24 protein-coding genes, 2 tRNA genes and 1 pseudogene are annotated in these 26,275 nt (G+C 65.8%); 15 read left to right on the forward strand and 12 right to left on the reverse strand.

Annotated elements, in window-relative coordinates; translation table 11 throughout:
- Positions 1 to 10: 10 nt before the first annotated feature.
- The 5 genes from ACWDTD_RS11410 (at position 11) to ACWDTD_RS11430 (ending at position 4,100) form a co-directional block, all read left to right on the forward strand.
- Positions 11 to 988, forward strand: coding sequence for an alpha/beta hydrolase family esterase (locus tag ACWDTD_RS11410; RefSeq protein ID WP_449747212.1), 978 nt, complete (start codon positions 11 to 13; stop codon positions 986 to 988).
- Positions 989 to 1,068: 80 nt separating this feature from the next.
- Positions 1,069 to 2,052 (forward strand): helix-turn-helix transcriptional regulator, encoded by a 984-nt coding sequence (locus tag ACWDTD_RS11415; protein WP_449747213.1) that lies wholly within the window; start codon positions 1,069 to 1,071, stop codon positions 2,050 to 2,052.
- 72 nt (positions 2,053 to 2,124) lie between these two features.
- Entirely contained in the window at positions 2,125 to 3,225 is a 1,101-nt protein-coding gene (locus ACWDTD_RS11420; protein ID WP_449747214.1) for an SDR family NAD(P)-dependent oxidoreductase, read from the forward strand.
- Between the two features lie 4 nt (positions 3,226 to 3,229).
- Positions 3,230 to 3,928: a CPBP family intramembrane glutamic endopeptidase gene (locus ACWDTD_RS11425; protein ID WP_449747215.1), complete on the forward strand. Its 699-nt coding sequence runs from the start codon at positions 3,230 to 3,232 to the stop codon at positions 3,926 to 3,928.
- A gap of 100 nt (positions 3,929 to 4,028) precedes the next feature.
- Positions 4,029 to 4,100, forward strand: a tRNA-Val gene (locus ACWDTD_RS11430).
- Here ACWDTD_RS11430 and ACWDTD_RS11435 read toward each other — a convergent pair.
- On the reverse strand, positions 4,074 to 4,304 hold the full coding sequence (locus ACWDTD_RS11435) for a hypothetical protein (RefSeq protein ID WP_449747216.1): 231 nt from the start codon (positions 4,302 to 4,304) through the stop codon (positions 4,074 to 4,076). The genes ACWDTD_RS11430 and ACWDTD_RS11435 overlap by 27 nt on opposite strands.
- Before the next feature lie 77 nt (positions 4,305 to 4,381).
- Here ACWDTD_RS11435 and glgX point away from each other — a divergent pair, with 77 nt between their 5' ends.
- Positions 4,382 to 6,496, forward strand: coding sequence for a glycogen debranching protein GlgX (glgX, locus tag ACWDTD_RS11440; protein WP_449747217.1), 2,115 nt, complete (start codon positions 4,382 to 4,384; stop codon positions 6,494 to 6,496).
- A gap of 27 nt (positions 6,497 to 6,523) precedes the next feature.
- On the opposite strand, the gene ACWDTD_RS11445 is transcribed toward glgX, so the two are convergent.
- The 3 genes from ACWDTD_RS11445 to ACWDTD_RS11455 all read right to left on the reverse strand — a co-directional run bounded on the left by ACWDTD_RS11445 (position 6,524) and on the right by ACWDTD_RS11455 (position 8,315).
- Positions 6,524 to 7,033: a peroxiredoxin gene (locus tag ACWDTD_RS11445; protein ID WP_449747250.1), complete on the reverse strand. Its 510-nt coding sequence runs from the start codon at positions 7,031 to 7,033 to the stop codon at positions 6,524 to 6,526.
- 11 nt (positions 7,034 to 7,044) lie between these two features.
- Positions 7,045 to 7,482 (reverse strand): DUF3052 domain-containing protein, encoded by a 438-nt coding sequence (locus tag ACWDTD_RS11450; RefSeq protein ID WP_449747218.1) that lies wholly within the window; start codon positions 7,480 to 7,482, stop codon positions 7,045 to 7,047.
- Positions 7,483 to 7,601: 119 nt separating this feature from the next.
- Positions 7,602 to 8,315, reverse strand: a complete 714-nt coding sequence (locus tag ACWDTD_RS11455) for a hypothetical protein (RefSeq protein WP_449747219.1) — start codon at positions 8,313 to 8,315, stop codon at positions 7,602 to 7,604.
- A gap of 147 nt (positions 8,316 to 8,462) precedes the next feature.
- Between ACWDTD_RS11455 and aceE the strand changes: the two genes are divergently transcribed.
- From aceE to ACWDTD_RS11485, 6 genes are all read left to right on the forward strand, one after another.
- Positions 8,463 to 11,345 (forward strand): pyruvate dehydrogenase (acetyl-transferring), homodimeric type, encoded by a 2,883-nt coding sequence (gene aceE, locus ACWDTD_RS11460; RefSeq protein ID WP_449747220.1) that lies wholly within the window; start codon positions 8,463 to 8,465, stop codon positions 11,343 to 11,345.
- A 40-nt stretch (positions 11,346 to 11,385) separates the two neighbouring features.
- Positions 11,386 to 12,642 carry a PucR family transcriptional regulator gene (locus tag ACWDTD_RS11465; protein WP_449747221.1) on the forward strand — a complete coding sequence of 419 codons (1,257 nt, stop codon included), beginning with the start codon at positions 11,386 to 11,388 and terminating at the stop codon, positions 12,640 to 12,642.
- Positions 12,643 to 12,853: 211 nt separating this feature from the next.
- Positions 12,854 to 13,750: an ACP S-malonyltransferase gene (locus ACWDTD_RS11470; protein ID WP_449747222.1), complete on the forward strand. Its 897-nt coding sequence runs from the start codon at positions 12,854 to 12,856 to the stop codon at positions 13,748 to 13,750.
- A 125-nt stretch (positions 13,751 to 13,875) separates the two neighbouring features.
- A complete protein-coding gene (acpM, locus tag ACWDTD_RS11475; protein ID WP_449747223.1) occupies positions 13,876 to 14,187 on the forward strand; it encodes a meromycolate extension acyl carrier protein AcpM in 312 nt (103 codons plus the stop codon).
- A complete protein-coding gene (locus ACWDTD_RS11480; protein WP_449747224.1) occupies positions 14,184 to 15,452 on the forward strand; it encodes a KasA/KasB family beta-ketoacyl-ACP synthase in 1,269 nt (422 codons plus the stop codon). Before acpM ends, ACWDTD_RS11480 begins: the two co-directional genes overlap by 4 nt.
- A 34-nt stretch (positions 15,453 to 15,486) precedes the next feature.
- The gene (locus ACWDTD_RS11485) at positions 15,487 to 16,938 is read left to right on the forward strand and encodes an acyl-CoA carboxylase subunit beta (protein WP_449747225.1); all 1,452 of its coding nucleotides are present in this window, start codon (positions 15,487 to 15,489) and stop codon (positions 16,936 to 16,938) included.
- Positions 16,939 to 17,054: 116 nt separating this feature from the next.
- Here ACWDTD_RS11485 and ACWDTD_RS11490 read toward each other — a convergent pair whose 3' ends face one another.
- From ACWDTD_RS11490 to ACWDTD_RS11515, 6 genes are all read right to left on the reverse strand, one after another.
- A complete protein-coding gene (locus ACWDTD_RS11490; RefSeq protein ID WP_449747226.1) occupies positions 17,055 to 17,573 on the reverse strand; it encodes a DUF3145 domain-containing protein in 519 nt (172 codons plus the stop codon).
- 148 nt (positions 17,574 to 17,721) lie between these two features.
- Positions 17,722 to 18,531, reverse strand: a complete 810-nt coding sequence (locus tag ACWDTD_RS11495) for a serine hydrolase domain-containing protein (protein ID WP_449747227.1) — start codon at positions 18,529 to 18,531, stop codon at positions 17,722 to 17,724.
- Positions 18,532 to 18,590: 59 nt separating this feature from the next.
- Entirely contained in the window at positions 18,591 to 19,721 is a 1,131-nt protein-coding gene (locus tag ACWDTD_RS11500) for an NDMA-dependent alcohol dehydrogenase (protein WP_449747228.1), read from the reverse strand.
- A gap of 103 nt (positions 19,722 to 19,824) precedes the next feature.
- Complete coding sequence (fadD5, locus tag ACWDTD_RS11505; RefSeq protein WP_449747229.1) at positions 19,825 to 21,462, reverse strand: fatty-acid--CoA ligase FadD5; 1,638 nt, start codon at positions 21,460 to 21,462, stop codon at positions 19,825 to 19,827.
- Entirely contained in the window at positions 21,459 to 22,328 is an 870-nt protein-coding gene (locus ACWDTD_RS11510) for an enoyl-CoA hydratase-related protein (protein ID WP_449747230.1), read from the reverse strand. Before ACWDTD_RS11510 ends, fadD5 begins: the two co-directional genes overlap by 4 nt.
- Before the next feature lie 112 nt (positions 22,329 to 22,440).
- Positions 22,441 to 23,073: a hypothetical protein gene (locus ACWDTD_RS11515; protein WP_449747231.1), complete on the reverse strand. Its 633-nt coding sequence runs from the start codon at positions 23,071 to 23,073 to the stop codon at positions 22,441 to 22,443.
- A gap of 70 nt (positions 23,074 to 23,143) precedes the next feature.
- Between ACWDTD_RS11515 and ACWDTD_RS11520 the strand changes: the two genes are divergently transcribed.
- The 3 genes from ACWDTD_RS11520 (at position 23,144) to ACWDTD_RS11530 (ending at position 25,158) form a co-directional block, all read left to right on the forward strand.
- The gene (locus ACWDTD_RS11520) at positions 23,144 to 23,698 is read left to right on the forward strand and encodes a dihydrofolate reductase family protein (protein WP_449747232.1); all 555 of its coding nucleotides are present in this window, start codon (positions 23,144 to 23,146) and stop codon (positions 23,696 to 23,698) included.
- A gap of 59 nt (positions 23,699 to 23,757) precedes the next feature.
- A complete protein-coding gene (locus ACWDTD_RS11525) occupies positions 23,758 to 23,952 on the forward strand; it encodes a hypothetical protein (RefSeq protein WP_449747233.1) in 195 nt (64 codons plus the stop codon).
- A 360-nt stretch (positions 23,953 to 24,312) separates the two neighbouring features.
- Positions 24,313 to 25,158: a DUF2510 domain-containing protein gene (locus ACWDTD_RS11530; RefSeq protein WP_449747234.1), complete on the forward strand. Its 846-nt coding sequence runs from the start codon at positions 24,313 to 24,315 to the stop codon at positions 25,156 to 25,158.
- 633 nt (positions 25,159 to 25,791) lie between these two features.
- Here the strand turns inward: ACWDTD_RS11530 and ACWDTD_RS11535 are convergent.
- Both ACWDTD_RS11535 and ACWDTD_RS11540 read right to left on the reverse strand, forming a co-directional pair.
- A tRNA-Asn gene (locus tag ACWDTD_RS11535) sits at positions 25,792 to 25,864 on the reverse strand.
- Positions 25,865 to 25,978: 114 nt separating this feature from the next.
- Positions 25,979 to 26,182 (reverse strand): annotated as a pseudogene (locus ACWDTD_RS11540) (regulator); the annotation flags it as partial.
- Positions 26,183 to 26,275: the final 93 nt, after the last annotated feature.

A 26,275-nucleotide genomic window follows, 5' to 3' on the forward strand; every position in this document is an offset into this window, starting at 1 on the left:
GCTGTAGCGCGTGCCCGAACCCGACCAGCGCTGTGTCCGGCGATCGCTGACCCGTGCGCTTGTGCTGATGGTGCTCGTCGGTGCAGTCATCGCCGCCGGCGTTACCCCTCCGGCCGCGGCGGCACCTCGACACGTCGTGGCCGACACGGGCTGCGGGCTCGGCACACTTCGCGCCACCGCGGGCAGTACCGGTCACACCACGGTGGTCGACGGCGTCAGCCGCACCTATCGGGTGCACCTGCCCAGCGGTTACACCGGTCTCTCGTCGTACCCGCTGATCGTCGCCTACCACGGACACGCCGAACGCAGCACCAGTTTCGAGACCTACACCCGGCTCTCGTCGCTCCCGGCGATCGTTGTGTACCCGGATGGGTTGCGTGGCACCGACAACAAGGTCTCTTGGCAGGGCGCACCGTACTCGTCGCCGCGCTCCGACGACATCGCGTTCACCCGCGCTATCCTGCGCGAGGTTCGGGCGTCGACCTGCGTCGATTCGCACCGCATCTACGCGGTGGGTCGCTCCAACGGCGGTGGAATGGTGTCGGTGCTGGCCTGCCGGATGCCCGGCGAGTTCGCCGCCTTCGGCATCGTCAGCGGCGCGTTCTATCAGCAGACCATGTCCGGTTGCGGGGCGGCGCCGGCCGCGTCGATCATCGACTTCCACGGCACCGCCGACGGCGTGATCCATTACGACGGGGGTGTGCGCTTCGGCGAGCGGTACTGGTCGGTGCCCGACTGGCTGCACATGTGGGCCGCGAAGGCAGGGTGTGGCACCACCCCCGTGACGGTGCCGGTCAACGTCTTCGTCGACCGCCTCGACTGGCCGTGGTGCAGCGGCTTACGCGGAGGCGAGATCACCCACTACCGCATTCGTGGTGGCACACACCGCTGGCCGGGCTCCACCGGCAACCGCGCAGCCGGACAGGTGAGCGATTCGATCTCGGCGACGTCGCTGATCTGGCAGTTCTTCCAGACGCACACGAGCTGACACCGCGGCCGCGACGGACCGGTGACTCTCGACCCTCAATGCGGACGGCATCTGTCCGCGATGTGGGGCACGATGAGGTCATGTTGGAGACATCGGCACGCCTGCTGCAGCTGCTGTCGCTGCTGCAGATGCGGCGCGAGTGGTCGGGCGCTGCACTCGCCGAGCGGTTGAACATCACCACGCGCACGGTTCGGCGCGATGTCGACAAGCTGCGTGAGCTCGGTTATCCGGTCGACGCCACCGTCGGGGTGGGCGGCGGGTACCGGCTCGGCGCCGGCGCGGAGATGCCTCCCCTGCTGCTCGACGATCAAGAGGTTCTCGCCGTCGCGCTCGGGCTCAACGCGATCTCCACCGGCTCGGTCTCCGACATGGCCGAGGCGTCGGACGGTGCACTGACGAAACTTCGGCAGGTGATGCCGTCTCGACTGCGCCACCGCCTCGATGCGCTGTCGATGGATGCGGTGCCGCACAGCAGGGGCGACGCGACGGTGTCGGCCGAGCATCTCACCGAGATCGCCACCGCGTGCCATCGACACGAACGCCTACGGTTCGACTATCGCCGCGGCGACGGCACCGAGAGCCGCCGAGAGGTGGAGCCGCATCGTTTGGTGCGCAACGGTTTTCGTTGGTATCTGCTGGCCTGGGATCTCGGCCGGGAGGACTGGCGTTCGTTCCGGGTCGACAGGCTCGACCCGAAAACACCCACCGGACCACGGTTTACGCCACGCGAGTTGCCCGGCGGCGATGCCGCCGCCTTCCTGGCGCGCAGCCTCGGTGAGGTCTATCGCCAGGCCGCCGCACGGGTTCGGGTGTACGCGCCCGCCGAGACGATCTCACCGATGGTCGACGACGCCTGGGGCACATTGGAATCGGCGGACGAGACGAGTTGCGAGCTCACGGTGTACAGCAGATCCCTCACCTCGATCGCGTATTGGTTGCACAAGTTCGGCCATGACTTCGCCGTGATCGAACCCGAGTCGCTGCGACGGGAATGCGAGGCGGCCGCAGATCGCCACGCCGCGATCGCCGAGCGGTACCGGCGGGCGAGCACATCGTCGCCGTGACCTTTTCGTGACCGGAGCGGGCGGGCGATCACAAGTGGGCCACGCCACTCGAGCGTGTCTATCGTGGCGCCCATGAGAGTCCTTGTGACCGGAGCGTCCGGCTACGTCGGATCACGGCTGGTGTGCGCGTTGCTCGATGCCGGACACGACGTGATCGTGAGTTCGCGCAACCCCGATCGGCTGTCGAAGTATGGGTGGTCGGCGCAGGTGACTCCGGTGGCGATGGATGTGGACGATGCCGACTCGGTGCGCCACGCCCTCGGCGACTGCAGCGCCGACGGCACGATCGATGCCCTCTACTATCTGGTGCACGGAATCGGTCAGGCCGATTTCGCCGACGCCGACAGCAACGCCGCCCGGCACGTCGCCGAGGCCGCCCGGGACGCGGCGATCCCGCGGATCATCTATCTCGGCGGTTTCGTTCCCGACGACGATGAACTGTCTGATCACCTCCGGGGTCGCGCGCAAGTGGGAGAAGGACTTTCGATCGAGAACGGCCCCGAGCTGGTGTGGTTGCGGGCGGCGGTGATCCTCGGTGCCGGCTCGACGTCGTTCGAGATCATCCGCTACATCGCCGACCGCCTTCCGGTGATTCCGGAACCCTCCTGGCTACGGAACCCGATGGACCCGATCTCCGTCCGCGACGTGGTGCACTATCTCGTTGCGGTGGCCGATCCGGCGGTGCCGCCCGGCGCCTACGACATCGCCGGACCCGACACCGGTGAGTACAAGACCGTACTCGACCAGTATCTGCGTGCGGTGCGGATGCCGCGGGTGCGGATACCGATGCCGCGCATCAGTACCCGTCTGGCGGGTAGGGTCGGTGGCATCGTCACTCCAGCACCCGCCGCCCTCACCGAGGAACTGGTCACGTCACTCGACCACCCGATGCGTGCGTCCGAACACCGCATCCGTGAATTCGTGCCGCCTCCGCCGGGTGGGCTGACCGGGATGCGCGACGCTGTGGCCGCGTCGGTGGCCTCACCGTCGCCACGTGGCGTATGCGAACTCGACGATCTGCATCATCTGGCCGACACCGACCCCGATTGGGCGGGTGGGGACTGGCTCCGCGCGCGGCGCGCCGCATGCGGCGCGGCCTCGAGCGCGGTCTCGATGGTGCCAGGACTCGGGGGTGCGCTCACCCGGGTGCGCGCCATGGTGGGTCTCGGCTGACCCGATGTCGGTGCAAGACGGCATGGTCGCCGCGGTGTCGGCCGACCGCAACGCAGGTCAACCCGTCTATTCGACGCGTCGCCGCGTCGGGGTGGGCGTCGTGCTCGTTGCCGGTGCGGTGGTCCTGGGAGTGTCGCTGTCGGTATCTCCCGGTGATACCGCCTTCTATCCGCTGACCTTCGGCCTGGCCGCGGTGTGGATCGTCGGCGCGTTGATGACCGGGCCGCTGAGAGCCGGAACGTTCAGTCCGTCGAGTTCGGCGCGGGGCACGGTGGCCGGAGCCGCGGGACTCGGAGTTGCTGCGGGGGTGGCGATGGGCGCGATCTTCGTCATCGGCGCGCTGCTCACCAGACTGATCCCGGCGCTGAGCGACCTGGTGAACCAGGTCCTGGCATTCGCCGATTACGGCAGCCTGCCCGTGGTGGTCGCGATCACGCTGATCAACGCGGTCGGCGAGGAGATGTTCTTCCGCGGCTCGGTGTACTCGGCCGTCCGACCCCACCACCCCGTCGTGGTGTCCACGGTGATCTACGTGGCCGCCACACTCGCGAGCGGGAACGTGATGCTCGGGTTCGCCGCGGTGCTTCTCGGTGCCCTGTGCGCGCTGCTACGGCGCTGCACGGGCGGGGTGCTGGCGCCGGTCTGCACACATGTGGTGTGGTCGGCGATCGTCCTCGGAGCACTGCCGCCGCTCTTCGGGTGAGGTGATCCCCACTCCCCTGGCGAAGCCATTTTGAGTGTTCACCCACTCACCCGCTACATTCGTGTGTTGGTGCGCCCACTCTTCAGAGTGGGGCACACCGGCGCGTATAGCTCAGCGGTAGAGCTCTGGTCTTACACACCAGCGGTCAGGGGTTCGAATCCCTTTGCGCGCACTCATTGACGTATCCCAACTCGAGCGTGCCCAAAAACCCGTCGAGCGTGCCCAAAATCCCGTCGAGCGTGTCCACTTCCACGTCGAGCGTGCCCAAAATCCCGTCGAGCGTGCCCAAAAACCCGTCGAGCGTGCCCTCGCAGACGATGCCACCGGCCGTGGTGCGCAGCACAAGGCATGGCCCCCTGCCCGTGTTGTGCATCATCACCGGTTGGTGTGCGATGTGAAGGGCGCCTGGACACGTGCTCCGCTCGTCAGCGGCACCGGCGGCAAAGGAGCGAGATGAACACCGAAAGCACCACCGCACTCGGCGCAACACCAGTCTCGGGCGGCACTCATTTCGCGGTGGCCTCAGGTGGAGATGCAGTGTGGCTGTGTCTTTTCGACGACACCGACACCGAGACCCGCCTCGCACTCACCGACAGGGACGGTGACCTGTGGCACGGATTCGTCCCAGGAGTCGGCGCGGGGCAGCGGTACGGATTCCGTGTGGAGGGACCCTTCGACCCTTCCCGCGGTCTGCGATACAACCCGGCAAAACTCTTGCTCGATCCCTACGCCCGGTTCATCGACGGAGCCGTGCGGTACGGGCCCGAAGTACTCGGACACGACGTCGACAACCCGCGCCGCCCCAGCGCGCTGGACTCGGCCGGGCACGTGCCGCGGAGCGTCGTCATGCCCATGCCGCCCACCGGCGGGCGCCCTGCCGGCGTGCACCGACGGCCGGCGGCCGACCTGATCATCTACGAGGTTCATGTACGCGGCTTCACCGCAACCCATCCCGACATTCCGGCGCCGCTACGCGGAACCTATGCCGGGCTCGCTCATCCCGCAGCCATCGACTATCTCACCCGTCTGGGCGTCACCGCGGTGGAACTCCTGCCGATCCACCACAACGTGCCCGAACAGACGCTGGTGACTCGTGGGCTCACCAACTATTGGGGCTACAACACCATCGGTTTCCTTGCGCCGCACGCCCCGTACTCCGCGGCGGTCCGCGCCGGACGCAACGACGAACTGCTACTCGAGTTCCGCAGCATGGTCGACGGTCTGCACGCCGCAGGGATCGAAGTGATCCTCGACGTGGTCTACAACCACACCGCCGAAGGCGACGACACCGGCCCCACACTCTGCCATCGCGGCCTCGACAACCGTGGCTACTACGTCCTCGACCCGGACGACCCGGCCAGATACCTGGACACCACAGGCTGCCTGAACTCGGTCAACATGACCCACCCCACCACGCTCCGCCTGGTCGCCGACTCGCTGAGGTTCTGGGCGCGGGACATGGGAGTCGACGGCTTCCGATTCGACCTCGCACCCACCCTGGCACGCCACGGAAATCCTTACGGCGGTGGAGCATTCGATCGCTCGGCAGCATTTCTACAGGTGCTTTCGCAAGATCCGATCCTGTCGCAGGTGCGCCTCATCGCCGAGTCATGGGATGTCGGGCAGATGGACAGTTACCAAGTGGGCGCCTTCGGCCCCGGCTGGAGCGAGTGGAACGACCGCTATCGCGACACGGTGCGCGATTACTGGCGCAGCCACGAGGGCAGACTCGCCGACCTGGCGACAAGGGTGAGCGGCTCGACAGACATCTTTCTCGCTTCCACCTCGACCGGTGACGCTGCCGCACGACGCCGCGGCGGATCGGTCAACTTCGTCACCGCCCACGACGGCTTCACCCTGCACGACCTTGTCTCATACAACCGAAAACACAACGAGTCCAACGGCTTTGACAACACGGACGGGAGCGACCACAACCGTTCGTGGAACTGCGGAACCGAAGGGTCCACCAGCGATCCGCAGATCAACCTATTGCGGCGTCGACAAACGCGCGCGTTCCTGACCACCCTCATCGTCTCCGCGGGAATCCCGATGCTGCTCGGTGGCGACGAACGAGGCCGGACCCAGCGGGGAAACAACAACGCCTACTGCCAGGACAACGAGACCACCTGGTTCGACTGGTCGGCGGACGAAGAAACCGACGCACTCGTCGAGTACACCGCGAACCTGATCGCATTCCGAGCAGCACATCCACACCTGCGCAGGCTCTTCGACATCGCCCGGTCAGATGCCGCACCGCGGTGGTTCACACCTGCCGGAGAGCCGATGACCGCTCCGGACTGGCACGACCGCGCAGCGCGGTCGGCCGCATGGCTCATCGACCCCGCACCGACATCGGACACTGGCCCCCACCGGATTCTCGTGTTGTTCAACGCGTGGTGGGAGCAGTTGGACTTCGTCATTCCGACCGAGTTACGCACTCACACATGGACGGTGGCACTCGACTCGTATGAGGTCGAGACCCGTCAGGACACACCCCGGTGCGACAGGACGGACACGTGCCTGGTGGGGCCACGGTCGGTGATGGTTCTGACCTCTCCGGCACAGTGAGACCGTCTCGGTGAACGGTCTGCGACCTCAGGCCGGAGCTACCGCTGCCAGCGCTTCGTCCCACTGCTCCCGCTCACGCGATTCGCCGGGGCCCATGATGTCGGAGAAGATGATCCGTCCGTCGGTGCCCACCACGAATGTTCCGCGACGGGCGAATCCGCGCTCTTCGTCGAAGACACCGTAGCGGCGCGCGACCTCGCCATGCGGCCAGAAGTCCGAGAGTATCGGGAACAAGAAGCCTTGCGCAGACGACCACACCTTGTGCGTGGGTGGCGGTCCGATCGACACCGCCACCGTGGCCAGGCTGTCGTTGACGAACTGAGGGTAGTGGTCGCGGATGAACCCCAACTCGCCCTGGCAGGTGCCGGTGAAGGCGAGCGGGAAGAACACGATCATCACCGCACGACCGGCCGTCAACGCGGCGAGGGACACGCGCTGGTTGTTCTGGTCTCGCAACTCGAAGTCGGGGGCGAGGTCACCAGAACCGATTGACCGGCACTCGTTACGGATTCCGGCATCGACCGAGGCGCTCGACATCACCTCGTCGTTCATGCCCGTTTGCCGGAACGTGTCTTCGGTTGCACCAGACGCGAACCCGACCATTCGCCCAGACTCACGACGTTCGTCTGGGTCAGGCCCGCCGTCGGCGCGGCCTCCGCGATCTCACTGGGGTCCACGTGCCCGGGTTTTCCGGTCTTGGGCGAAATCACCCAGACGAAGCCGTCGTCGGCCAGCGGAGTGATCGCGTCCATCAGCCGGTCCACCAGGTCACCATCGTCGTCGCGCCACCACAACACCACGACGTCGATGACGTCGTCGGCGTCCTCGTCGAGCATCTCGGCGTCGATTGCGTCCTCGATGTCGGCACGCAGATCGTCGTCGGTGTCCTCGTCCCAGCCGAGTTCCTGCACCACCATCCCGGGCGAGATCCCGAGCTTCGGGGCACTGCTGCCCTCGGGGCCCTGGCCCCCTTCGGCGGCTACCACCGCGTACGACCTCCTGCTGGTGTCATGAAATTCTGTGACCGTTCGACTGTCAGCTTACGAAACAGCCTAGAGACTCACAGTGCAACACGGATAGCGCGTCGCGACAACATCGGCAGGATTCATCCGCCCGGCGTGGGCGCCGTCGATGTACCCGGCGTGGGCGCCGCCGTCGATGTACCCGGCGCGGGCGCCGTCGATGAGCCCGGCGCGGGCGCCGTCGATGTACCCGGAGACGACGGGGTGGGCGAGGCCGGTGTCGCCGGCGGGGCCGGCAGGTAGGTGGCACACGCGTCGAGCAGGGCACGCCGGTCCCGCGTCCACGCTGCCGCGGCACCGTTGAGGCCCGTCATCTCCCGGCGAGCGATGACGTCACCGAGCCGCGCGGTGGAATCCAGGAACGTCTGCGTCGTCGCACCGAGCTCAGCCGGCACGGCAGCGGTGAGCTCGGCGCGCACCATGTCGCCCCCGGCGATCAGGCTCGCCCTCGCCTTGTCGTCGAGATCGCCGAGTTTGTCGTACGACTGCACGGTGTTGAGGCGCTGCACGAATGCGTTATAGCCGCGCAGCATCAACACCATCGACGTGGTCGCAACTCGGCACACCTCGGCGGCCGCGGTGTTGGTTTGCGCCACGCGTGACACCGAGAGTTCCGACTGATAGGCGGCAACTTCTCCAGGCTTGACCACCGCGTGTCCGGTCACTCCGGCACACGCGGTGACGCTCGCCCCCAACAGCGCGAGCGCACAACCCGCACCGACCACCCGGCCGATCGTCGTCGACCACGGGCGGCCGCGAGGCAGCCCGCGACCACCTTGTTGTCCCGTGCTCGGCATTCGCCCCCCTACGCACCAGTAACAAACACCGAAACGCTACCCCAGTCCGACCAGCACAGTCATCAGCCTTGTGTTCGGCGGTGCCAAGCGGGGTCGTATGGGGCACGATGTGAGGTGACGGCGCAGTCCACACCACACCGCTGTCACATGTTCGTCGGACGCCGGCCACCACCGTGGGCGGCCTATCGAGGGAGTACACACACCGTGACCGATCAACGTACCGAGGCCGCACCCACTGCGACCGGCGCATCCACGAACGGCGCGGCGCGTGCGAGCAACAACGGTCACCCGACAACCAGGGTGCGGGTCATCCGCGAGGGTGTTGCGTCCCACCTTCCCGACATCGACCCCGACGAAACCGCCGAGTGGCTCGCGTCGTTCGACGGATTGGTCGAATCGGCCGGCCCGGCTCGCGCCCGCTACCTGATGCTGCGCATGCTGGAACGCGCGAGCGAGCAACACGTGTCACTGCCGTCGCTGACCTCCACCGATTACGTCAACACCATCCCCACCGACCTCGAACCCTGGTTCCCGGGCGACGAGACCGTGGAGCGTCGGTTCCGCCGCATCCTGCGCTGGAACGCCGCCATCATGGTGCACCGCGCCCAGCGTCCCGGCGTCGGCGTCGGCGGGCACATCTCCACCTACGCCTCGTCGGCAACCCTCTATGAAGTGGGCTTCAACCACTTCTTCCGCGGCCCCGACCATCCCGGCGGCGGCGACCAGATCTTCTTCCAGGGACACGCATCCCCCGGCATCTACGCCCGCGCCTACCTCGAGGGACGCATCGACGAGAAGCGGATGGACGGCTTCCGTCAGGAGCACAGTCACGCCGGCGAGGGCGGGGGGCTTCCGTCCTACCCGCACCCCCGCCTGATGCCCGACTTCTGGCAGTTCCCCACCGTGTCCATGGGCCTGGGCCCGATGAACGCCATCTACCAGGCGCGCTTCAACCACTACCTGCACGACCGCGGCATCAAGGACACCTCCGATCAGCATGTGTGGGCGTTTCTGGGCGACGGCGAAATGGACGAGACCGAGTCACGCGGTTTCGCCAGCTTTGCGGCCACCGAAGGCCTCGACAACCTCACCTTCGTCATCAACTGCAACCTGCAGCGCCTCGACGGCCCCGTACGCGGCAACGGCAAGATCATCCAGGAACTCGAGTCGTTCTTCCGCGGCGCCGGCTGGAACGTCATCAAGGTGATCTGGGGCCGCGAGTGGGACAAGCTGCTCTCCGCCGACCGCGACGGCGCGCTGGTCAACCTGATGAACATCACCCCCGACGGCGATTTCCAGGGCTACCGCGCCAACGACGGCGCGTTCATCCGCGAACACTTCTTCAACCGCGATCCGCGGACGAAGGAACTCGTCAAGGACATGACCGACGCGCAGATCTGGGAACTCAAGCGCGGCGGCCACGACTACCGCAAGGTCTACGCGGCCTACGCATCGGCCATGGCGCACAAGGGTCAACCCACGGTGATCCTCGCCCACACCATCAAGGGCTACATGTTGGGTACCCACTTCGAGGGACGCAACGCCACCCACCAGATGAAGAAGCTGACCCTCGACGACCTCAAGGCCTTCCGCGACAGTAACCGCATCCCGGTCACCGACGAGCAGCTCGACGAAAACCCTTATCTGCCACCCTATTACCACCCCGGACCCGACTCGGACATCATCCAGTACATGATGGACCGTCGCCGCGACCTGGGCGGTTCGTTGCCTGCCCGGCGCACCAAGTCCAAGGCGCTGAAGCCGGACATGACCCAGGCGCTGAAGACCTCGGGCAAGGGCTCGGGCAAACAGCAGGTGGCCACCACCATGGCGCTCGTACGCATCTTCAAAGATCTGTTGCGCGACAAGGAGATCGGCAAGCGCATCGTGCCGATCATCCCGGACGAGGCGCGCACGTTCGGCATGGACTCGTGGTTTCCGACACTCAAGATCTACAACCACAACGGCCAGCTCTACACGTCGGTCGACGCCGATCTGATGCTCGCCTACAAAGAGAGCGACGAAGGCCAGATCCTGCACGAGGGCATCAACGAGGCCGGCTCGGCCGGCTCGTTCGCCGCGGTGGGTACGTCGTACTCGACCCACGACGAACCGATGATCCCGCTCTACATCTTCTATTCGATGTTCGGGTTCCAGCGCACCGGAGACAGTTTCTGGGCGGCCGCCGACCAGATGGCACGCGGATTCATCGTGGGTGCCACTGCGGGCCGCACCACCCTCACCGGCGAGGGCCTGCAACATGCCGACGGGCACTCGCCGCTGCTGGCGGCCACCAATCCCGGTGTGGTGGCCTACGACCCGGCATTCGCCTTCGAACTCGGCCACATCATCGCCGACGGCATCACCCGGATGTACGGCGACGAGCCGGAGAACATCTACTACTACCTCACGGTGTACAACGAGCCGATCGATCAGCCTCCGGCCCCCGACAATCTCGACGTGACCGGCGTCCTCAAGGGCATCCACCGATTCCGGCCCGCGCCCGAGGGCAAGAAGTTCCCGGCCAACATCCTCGTGTCGGGAGTGACGATGCCCGACGCGTTGCGCGCGGCCGAGTTGCTCGCCGACGAGTGGGATGTGGGCGCCGGCGTGTACTCGGTGACCTCGTGGGGCGAGCTCGCGCGCGACGGTGTCGCCGCCGATCGCGCGGAGGTTCGTGAACCCGGCCGGACACGGCCGAAGCCGTATGTGACCGAGGTTCTCGAACAGACGTCGGGGCCGTTCGTCGCGGTCAGCGACTACATGCGTGCGGTGCAGGAGCAGATCCGCGCCTACGTACCGGGCACCTACCTGACGTTGGGCACCGACGGGTTCGGATTCTCCGACACACGGCCTGCGGCGCGGCGCTTCTTCAACGTGGATGCGCAGTCCATCGTCGTCGGGGTGCTGGTTGCCCTGGCCCGCGACGGGCACATCGGCCACGAGGTGGCGCAGCGGGCCGCCGAGAAGTACCAGATCACCGACGTGACCGCCGCCCCGAAACAGACCAGCGATCCCGGCGTCGCCTGAGGTGGCGTACGGGTGAGGTCGCACGCTCTACATTGAAGAGATGTCCGACGCCCGGCTGAACCTGACGCCCCCGAGCACCGATGTGTTCGGCGCTCGGGGCGCCCACGTTCCGGCGCCGGCCACGGTGCACGATGCGTTGCCCGACACCCTGCTGCGGCGGGTCAAGCAGTACAGCGGACGCCTCGCGACCGAGGCCGTGCATTCGATGGCCGACCAGCTGCCCTACTTCTCCGATCTCGACGCAGCCCAGCGCGCCAGCGTGCAGCTGGTGGTCCAGACCGCGGTGGTGAATTTCGTCGAGTGGATCCAGGACCCCGAAGGCAACGTCAAGTTCACCGTCCAGGCGTTTCAGGTGGTCCCCCAGGATCTCGCACGACGTATCACGCTGCTGCAGACCGTCGAGATGGTCCGCGTCGCGATGGAGTTCTTCGAGAAGTGGTTGCCGCTGCTCGCCCGCAACGACGCGCAGCTACGAGCGTTGACCGAGTCGGTGCTCCGCTACGGACGTGAGATCGGTTTTGCCGCGGCGTCGATCTACGCATCGGCCGCCGAATCCCGCGGCGCATGGGATTCGCGGCTGGAGGCCCTGGTGGTCGACGCGGTGGTGCGCGGCGACACCGGTCCGCAGCTGATGTCACGCGCCGCAGCGCTCAACTGGGATTCGGATGCGCCCGCAACGGTCATCATCGGTGCGCCCCCGCCCGAGCAGAACGTGTCGGTGCCGCTTGCGATCCACAACACTGCCAAACAGTACGACCGTGCGGCGTTGTCGGTCGTGCAGGGAACCATGCTGGTCGCCATCGTCAGCGGACCCATCCGGGCCGAGGAGCGGTTCACCACGGATCTGCTCGAACATTTCGCGCCGGGGCCGGTGGTCATCGGTCCGACCGTGCCCAACCTCGGCGGAGCGCACGCGAGCGCCACAGAAGCCATGGCCGCCATGGCGGCGGTTGTCGGCTGGCCCGGCGCCCCCCGGCCGGTGCACAGCCTCGAACTACTCCCCGAGCGGGCGCTCAACGGCGACACGTCGGCGACGGCGACATTGATCGACTCCCTCGTGCGCCCGCTGGCCAAGGGAGGAGCCACCCTCAACGCGACGCTGCAGTCCTATCTGGACTCCGGTAGCTCCGTCGAGGCATGCGCGCGGGAACTGTACATACATCCAAATACTGTTCGTTATCGACTAAAAAAAATCATGGAGATCACCGGACGTGATCCAACTAACCCTCGCGACGCCTACATCTTGCGTGTCGCCTCCACAGTCGGACGTTTGACACACTCTGGGAACGAATCATGATCAGAAACCACACCAATCACACCCGTTTCAGCCTCACTTTGGCGTTGTTCCTGCTAGTCGGCATTTAGACACTTTTGTGTAACGAATCTCGGAGTGATGACGATGCAGGTGCGGTCGCGATCACCTTTGTAGGAAACCTACAAAAGTGGTCCTCAAGGTTCATGGACCTCTACACCCACATCCGGCGACGAAACAGTGTTCTCTAATCAACGTGCTTTCGTTGCTTGCGCCCGGACAGGGCTCACAGACACCCGGAATGCTCGAGCCGTGGCTGGATCATCCAGGCGCTCGCGATCAGCTCGCGCTGTGGTCGAAACTGACGCGCCTGGACCTCGAACGGCTCGGGACCACCGCCACCGCCGAGGAGATCACCGACACCGCGGTGACCCAGCCGCTCGTGGTGGCCGCCGCACTCCTCGCGTTCAAGGCTTACGCCGACACCACCACGTTGCCCGACGACGTGATCGTGGCCGGGCACTCGGTGGGAGAACTGGCCGCTGCGGCGGTGACCGGCGTCATCAGCGCCGACGAAGCCGTCACGCTGGCCGCCGTGCGCGGGGCGGAGATGGCCAAGGCGTGTGCGCTGGCCCCCACCACGATGGCTGCGGTACTCGGCGGCGACGAGACCGCCGTCCTCGCGCGACTCGACGAACTCGAGCTGGTTCCCGCCAACCGCAACGCCGCGGGCCAGATTGTCGCCGCGGGTGCGGTCGAGGCCATCGACGAGCTCATCGCCAGCCCGCCGGAGAAGGCACGGACCCGCAAGCTGGCCGTGGCAGGCGCGTTCCACACGCACTTCATGGCACCGGCCCAGCAGGCCGTCGCCGCCGCGGCAGCCAAGATCACCCCCGCCGACCCCAGCGGAATCCTGCTGTCGAACTCCGACGGTCAGCCCGTCCGGAGTGGCGTCGAGGCACTGGACAAGCTGGTCGCGCAGGTCACCCGACCCGTTCGCTGGGACCTCTGCTCGGCGTACATGCGTGATGCGGGCACAGATTCGATCGTCGAGTTGCCGCCGGCCGGAACGCTGGTGGGCATCGCCAAACGCGAACTCAAGGGCACGCCGACCGTCGCACTCAAGACACCCGAAGACCTCGCGAAGATCTAGAACTTGGACAGCGGTCACGGCCACGCCGACGACCCCCGGAAGACCGGAACACCGGTTGTCCAACCATCCGCACCACGGATGCTCCGGAAGTCAACAACAGCGAATTCGAAGAAGGGAACCACACAGTGGCTGCCACCCAGGAACAACTCATCGCCGGCATCGCCGAGATCATCGAAGAGGTCACCGGCATCGAGCCGTCCGAGGTGACCATGGAAAAGTCGTTCGTCGACGACCTCGACATCGACTCGCTGTCCATGGTCGAGATCGCGGTCCAGACCGAGGACAAGTACGGCGTCAAGATCCCCGACGAGGACCTCGCCGGCCTGCGCACCGTCGGTGACGCGGTGTCCTACATCCAGAAGCTCGAGGCCGAGAACCCCGAAGCCGCGGCCGCCATCCAGGCCCAGGTCGAGGCCGACCAGAAAGCCGGCTCGTGACGGAATCGCTTCGCGACTATTCCACGCTGGGGGGTAACTTCCCCAGCGTGGTGGTCACGTCGATGGTGGCCACCACATCGCTCGGCGAGGATCTCGACTCCACCTGGAAGCGACTGATCGCCGGTGAGTCCGGCATCCGGCTGCTGACCGACGATTTCGTCACCCAGTACGGCGAACTCCCCTGCCGCATCGGTGGTCGGATGCTCAAGGATCCGGCCGAAGAGGTCACCCGCATCGAGGCGCGCCGCATGGCCTACGTCGAGCGGGTCGCCCACGTGATGAGCAAACGTCTCTGGGCGCAGGCCGGCGAGCCGGAGGTCGACCAGGACCGTCTTGCCGTCGTCATCGGCACCGGTCAAGGTGGCGGCGACGCCATGGTCGACAACGTGAAGGCGATCGAGCAGTCCGGGAACTACCGCAAGGTGTCTCCGCTGGCCGTGTCGATGGCCATGCCCAACGGCCCCGCCGCCGTCGTCGGCCTGAACGTGGGCGCGCGGGCCGGTGTGATCACCCCGGTCTCGGCGTGCTCGTCGGGCGCCGAGGCGATCGCGCACGCGTGGCGCCACATCGTCATGGGCGACGCCGACATGGTGGTGTGCGGTGGCGTGGAAGGTCACATCGACGCGATCCCGATCGCGGCGTTCTCCATGATGCGTGCCATGAGCACCCGTAACGACGATCCCGCGGGCGCCTCACGCCCGTTCGACAAGGATCGCGACGGATTCGTGTTCGGCGAGGCAGCGGCCATGCTGATCATCGAACGTGAGGAGCACGCCAAGGCACGCGGGGCGCACATCCACGCCCGGATTCTGGGTGCTGGAATCACCTCGGACGGCTTCCACCTCGTTGCCCCCGACCCCAGCGGTCAGGGCAATGCGCGTGCGATGAAGCGGGCGGTGCAGACCGCGGGCCTGCAGCCCTCGGACATCCAGCACATCAATGCGCACGCCACCTCAACGCCCATCGGTGACACCGCCGAGGCTGCGGGCATCAACGCGGCGATCGGTCAGCATGCGGCCGTCTACGCGCCCAAGTCCGCTCTCGGTCACTCGATCGGCGCGGTCGGGGCGCTGGAGTCGGTGATCACGATCAAGAGTGTCGAGGAAGGTGTCATCCCTCCCACGCTGAACCTGGAGAACCAGGACCCCGAGTGCGATATCGATGTCGTGCACGGGGAGGCGCGGTACGGGCAGATCGACTACGCCCTCAACAACTCGTTCGGATTCGGTGGCCACAACGTGGCCCTCGCGTTCGGTCGCTACTGATTCACCATCCCGACATTCAGGAAGAGACGGCGCGATGACCACATTGGCACCGATCACCGGTCATGAGGATTCTGTCGACCCGCGCGATCCGATGCTGCGGCTGACCAACTTTTTCGACGAAGGTACGGTCTCGCTGCTGCATCCCCGCGACAAGTCGGGCGTGCAGGCCGCGATCGGGCTGGTCAATGGGGTCCGCACCGTCTCTTTCTGCACCGATGGCACCGTGATGGGCGGTGCCATGGGTGTGGTCGGGTGCGCCCACATCGTCAACGCGATCGACACCGCCATCGCCGAGCAGGCACCGGTGGTCGGCATCTGGCATTCGGGCGGTGCCCGGCTGGCCGAGGGTGTCGAAGCCCTGCACGCCGTCGGCGGAGTGTTCGAGGCGATGGTGCGGGCGTCGGGGTACATCCCGCAGATCTCGGTGGTCGTCGGATTCGCCGCGGGCGGTGCCGCCTACGGCCCGGCGCTCACCGACGTCGTCATCATGGCTCCTGCCGGACGGGTGTTCGTGACCGGTCCCGATGTCGTCAAGAGTGTCACCGGCGAGTCGGTCGACATGGAATCGCTGGGCGGTCCGCACACCCACGGCAAGAAGTCGGGCGTCAGCCACATCACCGCCGATTCCGAACCGGATGCGTATTGGCGCGCACGACGCCTCGTCTCGACGTTCGGGCGACAGGGTCACGTGGATCTGGAGCAGGCGCGGGCCGGGGACACCGACCTGCAGGCACTGTTGCCCGAATCGGCCCGCCGCGCCTACGACGTGCACCCGGTGGTACACAATCTGCTCGACACTCAACTCGCCGCCGACGGCGAGACGGAGATCTCGACATTCGAGGAACTCCAGGCCAAGTGGGCGCCGAACATCGTCGTCGGTTTCGGCCGGTTGGCCGGCCGCAGTGTGGGCGTCATCGCCAACAACCCGCTGCGTATGGGTGGCTGCCTGAATTCGGAGAGCGCCGAGAAGGCGTCACGGTTCGTTCGCCTGTGCGACGCCTTCGGGATTCCGCTGGTGGTCCTCACCGACGTTCCCGGGTACCTCCCCGGAGTCGGGCAGGAGTGGAACGGCGTCGTGCGACGCGGCGCCAAACTGCTACACGCCTTCGCCGAGTGCACCGTCCCGCGCGTCACCCTGGTCACCCGCAAGATCTACGGCGGCGCCTACATCGCGATGAACTCGCGGGCACTGGGCGCCACCGCGGTGTTCGCGTGGCCCGGTTCCGAGGTTGCGGTGATGGGCGCCAAGGCAGCCGTGGGCATCTTGCACAAGAAGGCTCTGGCCGCCGCACCCGACCACGAACGCGAGGCACTGCACGACCGCCTCGCGGTCGAGCACGAGGCCATCGCGGGCGGCCTCGGGCGCGCGCAGTCGATCGGCGTGGTCGACGAGGTGATCGATCCGGCGAAGACGCGCAGCATCATCGCCGAGGCACTCGCCGCGGCACCGGCGCGACGTGGCCGGCACAAGAACATTCCGCTGTGACCGGTTCATGCGATAGCTGACCGCACAGCGATTCGGCCCCGGCAGTTGACTGCCGGGGCCGAATCTCGTTTCGGTGGTTGATGATCGGAGGGGCTCAGCAACCGCCGCAGGGGTGTTTATCCGGTGCGCTGCGCCAGCCAGGTCACCTCGGCCCCGGCGCCACCCATGCGGTAACGCTCCAGCGCGGTGTCCCACGCGGTGCCGAGTGCGGCCTCGAGTTCGCCGGCCAAACCCACACTGTCGGGTTGCGCGGCGATCATCGAGCGCAACTGCATCTCCCCGATCACCACGTCGCCGTTGGCGCTCGTCGAACCGCGCCACAGTCCCAAACCCGGTACGTGGCTGAATCGTTCACCGTCAACCCCGTCGCTGGCGTTCTCCGTCACCTCGAATCGCAACACAGACCATTCGCGCAGCGCGTTGACGAGCCGTGCCGCGGTGCCCACGGGCCCCACCCAGTCGACGGTCGTGCGTTGCATGCCGCGTTCGGCCTCTTGCGCCGACCATTTCAAATTGGCCCGCGCATTCAGGGTCGACGACAGCGCCCACTCCACATGTGGGCACAATGCCGTCGGCGCGGAGTGGATGTACACCACTCCGGTTGTCATGTCCGCAAACTGATTCAGGTTGCGCACCTTGTTCACCTCCGTTGTCGACGAGGAACGTCTTCCCCAACACACCTCGCGACAGCGGATTATCACACTCGTGTGATTAATTGTGCCTCATGTTGTACGTGTTGCGCTAGTTTCTGGGGTGCATTCATGAAACTGGTGTGAGTAACCGCTAGTCGTGCAGGCTTTCCACGACGGTGTCGTTGAAATCGGTCCACAGCGGTTTGGCCCAGGCGCCGAAGGGACGATCGGTCAGTACGACGCACGCCGCGCCGATCTGCGGGTCCACCCACAGGAACGTCCCGGACTGCCCGAAGTGCCCGAACGTCGACGGCGAATTGCGTGTCCCGGTCCAGTGCGGCGACTTGTGCGAGCGGATCTCGAAGCCCAGTCCCCAGTCGTTGGGTCGATGCTTGCCGTACCCCGGCACAAAGCCGTCGAGTCCGGGAAACCACACACTGGTCGCCCGCGCGATCGTGTCCGTTGAGAGCACGGTCGAGACCATCAAGTCCTGGGCGAAGCGGGTGAGGTCGCGCACCGTGGAACGCGCACCGTGACCGGCCGGACCGTCGAGCGAGGTGTCGGTGAGACCGAGTGGCGCGCACACCGCCTCCGACAGATATCCCGCGAACGAGATGTCGGTGGCCTGCTCCACGGCCTCGGCGAGTACCTCGAATCCCGCACTCGAGTAGATCCGCTTCTCCCCGACCGGCGCCTGCACCTCGCGGCTGTCGAAGGCCAAACCCGACGCATGCGCGAGTAGATGGGCGATGGTGGCGCCGGGCGGACCGGCCGGGTCGTCGAGGGTGATCGCCCCCTCCTCCACCGCAACGAGAACCGCCTCGGCCACCAGTAGTTTGGTGACCGAGGCGAGTTCGAAGACGCGACCGACGTCACCGTACTCGACGACGCCGCCGGGGGAGATCAGGGCTGCGGCGGCATTGTCCACCGGCCAGCCGGCGAGTTCATCGAGAACGGACACGTGGCATCACATTACCGGCCCCGCCGCTCGCGGCGGTGCGATCACCCGGCCGATGCGTGTCAGTGATCCTCGTCGGTGTAGCGGATGACGCCACGAATGTTCTTGCCGTCGAGCATGTCCTGATAGCCCTGGTTGATCTGATCGAGGCGGTAGCGCCGGGTGATCATGTCGTCCAGATTGAGCTTGCCCATCTTATACATCGACAGCAGTTGCGGGATGTCGAGCTTGGGGTTGGCGCCACCGAAGATGCTGCCCTGCAGGTTCTTCTGCAGCAGCGTCAGCATCGCCAGGTTGAGAGTCACGTCCGTCTCGAGCATGTTGCCCATGCCGGTCAGCACGCAGGTGCCGGCCTTGGCGGTGATGGCCATCCAGCTGTCGACGTCCTTGCCGTGCACCTCGCCGACGGTCACGATGACCTTCTGACACATGCCACCCTGGGTGACTTCGGCGATTCCTCCCATGGCCTCCTCGATGGACGCGAAGGTGCGGGTGGCCCCGAACTTCATGGCCTGCTCGCGTTTCCATTCCACCGGGTCGACGGCGAACACATTGCGCGCGCCGGCGATCACCGCGCCCTGCAGCGCGGCGGTACCCACGCCGCCCACGCCGACGATCGCGACATCCTCGCCGGGACGCACATCACCGCTGCGCGTCGAGGAACCATAGCCGGTGGGCACCCCGCAGCCCACCAAGGCGGCCACCTCGAACGGGATGTCCTTGTCGATCTTCACCACCGACGCCTCGTGGACCACCATGTACGGCGAGAACGTGCCGAGCAGGGTCATCGGATAGACGTTTTCACCCGCGGCCGTGTGGATGCGGAAGGTGTGATCGGAGACCGCCTCGCCTTGAAGAAGCATGGCGCCGAAGTCGCAGAGGTTGGCCAACCCGCTCCGACACGAGGGGCACTTGCCGCACGACGGGATGAACGAGAGCACCACGTGGTCGCCGACCGCGAAATCGGTGACACCCTCACCGATCTCCTCGATCACACCGGCGCCCTCGTGTCCACCGAGGATCGGGAATCCGGCCATCGGGATGCCGCCGGTCATCAGGTGGTGATCCGAGTGGCACATGCCGGCCGCTTCCATTCGGATCTTGATCTCGTGCGCCCTGGGGTCGCCGATCTCGATCTCCTCGATCTCCCACGGCTTGTTGAGTTCGCGCAGCAATGCACCCTTGGTCTTCATGCAGGCCCTCCCGCTTGTCCGACGTGCCCACCACTCGGCGTCGACGACACCCCGGGCACCTGACTGAGACCCTAGTCACTTTTCCAAGGAAATGGAACGTGTTCTAGTTCGACGGCGAGTGCCGGTCTGCGAGGCCCTTGTCTTTGCTGCCGAAACGTTCGCGCAACCGGGGCTTGACCACCTTGCCGCCCGCGTTTCGCGGCAATTCCTCCACGACGACAATCTCCGCGGGGTGCTTGAACCGGGCCAGGTTCTCATTCAGATGGGGACGGAGGTCGTCGATGACGAGCTCCTCGCCGTCGTCGGTCACCACCACCGCGACGGGCACCTCTCCCCAACGTTCGTCGGCGCGCCCGATCACCGCGGCCTCGCTGATCCGTGGATGGGCGTAGAGGACGTTCTCCACCTCCGAGCAGTAGATGTTCTCCCCACCGGAGATGATCATGTCCTTGGCGCGGTCCACCACGTAGAGGAAGCCTTCCTCGTCGCGACGCACGAGGTCTCCCGAGTGGAACCAGCCGCCACGGAAGGCGTCACCGGTGGCCTCGGGATTGCGCCAGTACCCGGCCATCAGGTTCGGTCCGCGGTAGACGATCTCCCCCACCTCACCGTCGGCGACATCGTTTCCGGCCGGGTCGACGATACGTGCGGTGACCGCAGGCACCACGCGTCCGATCGACCCCAGTTTGCGCAGCGAGTCCTTTCCCTCCAGCACGCAGGTGATCGGTGACATCTCGGTCTGGCCGAACACCGCGACGTTCAGTGCATCCGGAAAGGCCTCGCTCATGGCGCGGAGCACGGTGTCGGATGCGGGCGCTGCACCCCACATGATGGTGCGGAAGCAGACGTCACGCGGCCTCGACAGCTGGGCGGCGCACACGGCTTGCCATTGTGCGGGCACCAAGAAGATGGATGTGATGCGCTCCTGTTCGCACATGTCGAGCATGGCGTCGGGGTCGAAGGCACCCAACGGATGGATCACGGTCAGCGCACCCATGAAGAACGACGGCGCCATCGCACCGAGGCCCGCGATGTGGAACAGGGGCGCCACGCCGGCGGAAACATCGTCTGATCGGGTCTGCACCGCCTGCAGACACGTCACCGCCTGGGCCTGCATATTCGTGTGGGTGAGCATGGCGCCCTTGGGTTTTCCGGTGGTGCCCGAGGTGTACATGATGAGCGCCACCGTGTCTTCGGGAACGTCGGTCTCCGGCAGGTCGGCAGCATCCTCGGCAACCAGTTGGGCATAGTCAAGGCGAGCGGTGTCGAGGTGGTCGGGGCCGGCCGGACCGCCTACGACGATCACCCGGTCGATCCCGGTGGTGGCCGACACCACGGCATCGGCCAGCGGGGTGAGCACCGCGTCGGTCACGATCGTCTCGGCTTCACTGTCGGCCACCAGAAAAGCAACCTCCGCCGGACTCATCCGGACATTGACGGGCACCGGAATGGCACCGATCAGGTTGGCGCCCAACACCACTTCCACATACTCCGGGCGGTTGAGCATCAGCACCAGAATCCGGTCGCCGAACCTCACTCCCCGCCGGTGCAACGCCGCGGCAAATGCGCGGGTCCGTTGATCGAGCTGCGCCCACGTGGTGACCTCTCCGAGGTATTTCAGTGCCGGGGCGTCGGGAGTCATGAACGCGTGACGGTTCACCTGGTTGTTCCAGTGGTTGCGTCGCGATCGGAGCGGTTCGGTACCGAGGTCGTGCGCAGTTGCGGCGGTGGTGGCGGTCATCGGGATCTCCTCCGTGTGTCTGTGTCGGTTCCGGATGTGTCGGCCCCGGATGTGTCGGCCCCGGATGTGGCTGTGCCGGCGAAATGCGCCATCACCGTGCGGAATTCGGGCGACTGGAGCAGTTCGGTCTGCCCGGTCGTCTCGCGTTCGAGCGCATCGCCGAATCCCGCCATCGTGGTCGCGTCGACGGCGCGTTTGGCCAGGCGCAGCGCCGCGGGCGGTGTGTTGACCAGCTTGCGGGCTGCGTCATCGACGGCGAGGTCGAGGGCGGCTCGATCGGCGACGAGCGCACTGACAAGGCCCGCCCGATAGGCGTCGGCGGCCGGGAGCTTCTCCCCCAACAGGATCAGCCGGTTGGCACGTGCCCGGCCCATCGACGCCGCGACGGTCAGCGAGGCGCCACCGTCGGGCATCAGTCCGATGTTGATGAATGCGAGCAGGAAGTAGGAGCGTTCGGTGGCATAGACGAGGTCTGCGGCGAACGCCAGTGAGGCGCCGATCCCAACGGCAGGTCCGTCCACGGAGGCGATGACCGGCGCCTGCACCAGGCGTACCGCACGAGCGAGCGCTGAGCCTCCGGCGATCACCGCTGCCGCCTGTTCCTCGTCGAGTCCACCGGCCGGACCCGTGCGCGCCGTTGCGATGTCGCGGATGTCGGCTCCGGCGCTGAAGCTTCCTGCTGCGCCGTCGATCACCACCGCGCGCACGTCCTCACCGGTGCACCTTCGGGTCAGGAAGTCGATGATGCTTCGGCTCGCCACGGAGTCGAGCGCGTTCATCCGGCCCGGACGACAGATTTCGATGCGAGCGAGGCCGCGCTCGTCGACCCCGGTACGTACCCCATCCGACGTCTCGGCACTCGGCATCGGTCACCTCTGCCCTCGATCGCCGTCGCGTTGTCCGCGCGGCCTGCGCCCACTGTACCCACACCTGAGACGCAGATCACATTCCTGGGCGTACCGGGTCGGTGCGGGACCCTCACACCGCCGACAGGTCGTCGAGCAGCCATGTGCCGTCGCGTCGGACCAGGGTCAGCTTCACCCGCGACTGGTACGGAATACCTTGTGGCACTTGCGCTGCGATCTCCGATGAGGTCACCGTCTGGTCAAGTGCGACCAGTACAACAGCCTTGTCGGTGGTCATCGACTCGATTCCGGCGTTGTCGGCCTTGGCGGTGGATACGCCCTTCGCGTTTGCGTTGCCCTTACGGGCATCGGCGGACGAGGCGATGTAACTCTTGGCGAACTCCGGCGTGGAGATCTCGCGAATCCGACGGTCGAGGTCGGCATAGTTCGCCGGGTCGTAGCTGGTCAGCTGTACCGCGTATCGCTTCGCGGTATCCAGCACGGCGCGGCGGTCTGCGTCGGTGGGGCCGGCCGCCGCCACCCTGTCCTCGGCACGTGCGTACTCGTAGGCCAGGACCGCGGTCGCGACCGCCAGGATCGCCACCAGAGTGACCAGCGAGGCGACAAGGACGAAGAGTCGGCGGCTGCCGGCTATGCGAAACCGGCGCCGCGGGCCGGCGTCGGCAGCGCCGTCGAGCTTGCGTGGCACCCTGTCGGTCTGAACCGAATCGTCCTCGACGCCGGTCCGGGTGCGCACTTTGGGCATCAACCCAATGTAGCGACCACTTCTGTGGCTTATGTCACCACCGCCGTCGCCGAATCGGTACGGTGAGGCCGTGCTTCTGTATTCGATGGGCGTGTCGGTGGACGGCTACGTCGCCGACCGACGTGGATCATTCGCGTGGTCGGCGCCCACCGATGAGCTGTTCGCATTTCACACCGCACGCATCCGCGAGTTGGGCGCCACCGTGCTCGGGCGCCGCTTGTACGAGGCGATGCTGGTGTGGGAGAACGATCCCGCGATGCGTCACGATGAGGCCAGCAATGAGTTTGCTGACCTCTGGAGCGCACTTCCGAAGGTGGTGTTCAGCCGCACGCTCGATGCGGTGCAGGGAAACGCGAGACTCGCGCGGGGTTCGGTGGCCGAGGAAGTTGCCGCCGTACTCGACGCGACCGACGCCGACGTCGAGATCGGCGGCGCGACGCTGGCCGGGCAGGCGCTCGAGCTCGGATTCGTCAATGAGCTGCGGATCTTCCGGTACCCCGTCGTGGTCGGGGGTGGAACACCGTTCCTCCCGCCGGTCACCTCCGACATCGCACTGGAGCTGATCGAGACCCGCGTCTTCCCCGAGCGGGTGGTCTACGAGCGTTACCGACGTGCCATGGGTTAAACTCCGAGACGTTCTCCGTCGGGTGCCGACGGAGGTGGCAACCTCGGGAGGTTTGAACCATGTCGTCGCGTTCACCGCTCTTCTACATCATTCCGGGACTGGTGATCGCGATGGGCCTCATCTTCGTCGCCGCCGGAATCGGCAACATCGCGAATTACGGTGGCGGCGTCGCGGCATGGTTGTACCTGATCTTCGGCCTGCTCGCCGCCGTTGTCGGTGCCGGTGTGATCGGTGTCGGCAAGGGCGGTTCCTGAACCACATCGGTGACAAGACGTGTCGGTGGCGATTGCCACCGCACCTGCGCCATCTGAAGACTTAGCGTGTAACAAGACCGCCTGACCTCAGGCGGTCTTGTTCTTTCGCGCGCCACACTTGCGGCCCATTTGCGAAGTTCAATGGCGCACCGAACCGAGCGATCAACAGCGCTGCCGATTTGCGCCACCAGAGGATGAGCGCACGGACGCAATTTTGTGCCTGAATAATTGCATTCTGCGTAACCTTCGCCACAGATGATGAGGTCCTTTTTCCCATATCGCCGATGCACAAAGGCGAGCTAGTGTGGTTCTAATGCTCGTGAAACATTTCGATTTGCGAGTATCGAAAAGGAGGGCGTGGTGACAACTCCCACTGTGCCGCCTGACTGGTATCCGGATCCTCAAAACCCCGACGGTGGCACTTACCGCTGGTGGGATGGACACCAGTGGACGAACAACACACACACGACCGTGTCGGCGCCGCCGCCGATATCGGTATCGCCCTTTGCCGAAACATCGTCGGTGAATCAATCGGCCCCGGAATCGCTCGCGCGGGACGGGTCGGACATGTCGCCAACACCCCTGCCCTCGCCTGTGGCCCCCAACTCGCCTGTGCCCCCCAAGAAGCGCAAGTGGTTGTGGTACGGCCTTGCCGCCGTGGCGGTCGCGGTCGTCGTCGGCGTTGTCATCGCGGCCGTCTCTGTGACAGGTTCGAAGCAGACAGATCGAGCAGGGGCGGTGGCAACAACAACAACTACCACTGTCGACCCCGCGGAGCAGTCACGACAACAGGCCGCGGCAGAATCTGCCGAACGCGAGCTCGAACAGCAGAGGGCGGAAAGCCTGGACAAAGCGACATACCAAACCACGGACTCGCGCGGCTGGCAGCTCATCGCGAAGAGTCCTGACTCACATGTCGGAGAAAAGTATGTGATTTACGGACGTGTCGTGCAAGCAGATGTCGCACTGGGGTCATCCGAGATTCGCGTCAATACCGACGGAGCCCAGGTCGACTATTACGACATGGACATCAACACAATTGCCAAGGCAGGTCTGGCATCTTTCGCAGATATCGTCGAGGACGATCTCGTGACGATGTGGGTAGAAGTCAAGGGATCAGAAACCTATGACACAACAATCGGGGGAAGCGTCACCGCTCCCGTTGTGGAGGTCAACATCATCGAAGTCACCGGTAACACCAAATAGCTTCACTTCCACACGCGCCGATCGAAAGACTCACCAGCCATGCGAACGCGGATCATCGTCTCGGTCGCCGCATTGGCATCGTGCGCGCTCGCCGGATGTGCCACCTCCACGGATGACGGCGCCACATCGTCGGTCTACTCGTCGACGAGTATCTCCGTGCCGGCTACCCCGAACGAGGTCAGCGGCACGATGGTGCCGGCACCGATAGTCGAGACAACGACCGAGACGACGACAGTTCCCAGCGGACCGGTCCACAGGCAGGGTGAACCGTGCATCGGCGCCGAGATCGGCGTACGTGCCAACGATCCCGATGGAAACGCGATCATTTGCGATAACTACATGTGGGCGCCTGACGTCGGACAGCGTCCATCAGATCCCTGGACCGAGGGACAGCGGAAATGGACAGAGTGTCTCCAGACCCACACCGCTGACCAGTGCCGCGCCGTGGACGGCGACGCGTCCAGTACCACCGCTGAGCCGCAAACAACCTCTACCGATACGGCAGAGACACCCGCTGGCTGATGGCGCTCCGCACCCGTCGGCTCGAGCTCATGATTGGCGGCTATTGCACGAATCTGGCAAGCGGCCGACGCCCGAAAGCAAAAAACCGCCTGTGACCAGGCGGTTTACTTGCTCCCCCAACTGGACTCGAACCAGTAACCGTTCGATTAACAGTCGAATGCTCTGCCAATTGAGCTATGGGGGATTGCTCTCCGGCCCGGATGAACCGCGACCCAGCGGGGGTGTCGGAGTCCATCAGAACCGAACGCTGACTCTAGCGCATCGGTGGGCCGGAGAACAAAACGGCTGATCGTACGGTTCAGTGCCCGGCGACCACATCCGCCTCGTTCACCGTGACCGGTGTGCGGGCGCTCGGCAGGAACCAGTAGGCGATGCACACGATGCCGAAGAACAGATAGCCCAGGGCCACCTCCGGATTGGCCGCCCACGACACCTCGGAGGCGTGAATGAGTCCGATGAACGAGAGCACCGCACCCACGCCGCAGGCGATCGCGGCGAAGTGACGGCGCTCATCGAAATTCCCCAGTGATGCTCACCTAAATTCCCCACCCGTGTGGCTCCGCCAGCGAAGGCGGGCCTCCCGAGATGCTGATGG

This window comes from Gordonia sp. NPDC003425 (genome assembly GCF_053588635.1).

What these genes read in the sequence shown, in the direction of transcription:
- ACWDTD_RS11415 (WP_449747213.1), top strand. Translation starts at nt 1,069, where the DNA reads ATGTTGGAGACATCGGCACGCCTGCTGCAGCTGCTGTCGCTGCTGCAG.
- ACWDTD_RS11420 (WP_449747214.1), top strand. Translation starts at nt 2,125, where the DNA reads ATGAGAGTCCTTGTGACCGGAGCGTCCGGCTACGTCGGATCACGGCTG.
- ACWDTD_RS11425 (WP_449747215.1), top strand. Translation starts at nt 3,230, where the DNA reads ATGTCGGTGCAAGACGGCATGGTCGCCGCGGTGTCGGCCGACCGCAAC.
- ACWDTD_RS11435 (WP_449747216.1), bottom strand. Translation starts at nt 4,304, where the DNA reads ATGATGCACAACACGGGCAGGGGGCCATGCCTTGTGCTGCGCACCACG.
- glgX (WP_449747217.1), top strand. Translation starts at nt 4,382, where the DNA reads ATGAACACCGAAAGCACCACCGCACTCGGCGCAACACCAGTCTCGGGC.
- ACWDTD_RS11445 (WP_449747250.1), bottom strand. Translation starts at nt 7,033, where the DNA reads ATGTCGAGCGCCTCGGTCGATGCCGGAATCCGTAACGAGTGCCGGTCA.
- ACWDTD_RS11455 (WP_449747219.1), bottom strand. Translation starts at nt 8,315, where the DNA reads ATGCCGAGCACGGGACAACAAGGTGGTCGCGGGCTGCCTCGCGGCCGC.
- aceE (WP_449747220.1), top strand. Translation starts at nt 8,463, where the DNA reads ATGTTCGTCGGACGCCGGCCACCACCGTGGGCGGCCTATCGAGGGAGT.
- ACWDTD_RS11465 (WP_449747221.1), top strand. Translation starts at nt 11,386, where the DNA reads ATGTCCGACGCCCGGCTGAACCTGACGCCCCCGAGCACCGATGTGTTC.
- ACWDTD_RS11485 (WP_449747225.1), top strand. Translation starts at nt 15,487, where the DNA reads ATGACCACATTGGCACCGATCACCGGTCATGAGGATTCTGTCGACCCG.
- ACWDTD_RS11500 (WP_449747228.1), bottom strand. Translation starts at nt 19,721, where the DNA reads ATGAAGACCAAGGGTGCATTGCTGCGCGAACTCAACAAGCCGTGGGAG.
- fadD5 (WP_449747229.1), bottom strand. Translation starts at nt 21,462, where the DNA reads ATGACCGCCACCACCGCCGCAACTGCGCACGACCTCGGTACCGAACCG.
- ACWDTD_RS11510 (WP_449747230.1), bottom strand. Translation starts at nt 22,328, where the DNA reads ATGCCGAGTGCCGAGACGTCGGATGGGGTACGTACCGGGGTCGACGAG.
- ACWDTD_RS11515 (WP_449747231.1), bottom strand. Translation starts at nt 23,073, where the DNA reads ATGCCCAAAGTGCGCACCCGGACCGGCGTCGAGGACGATTCGGTTCAG.
- ACWDTD_RS11525 (WP_449747233.1), top strand. Translation starts at nt 23,758, where the DNA reads ATGTCGTCGCGTTCACCGCTCTTCTACATCATTCCGGGACTGGTGATC.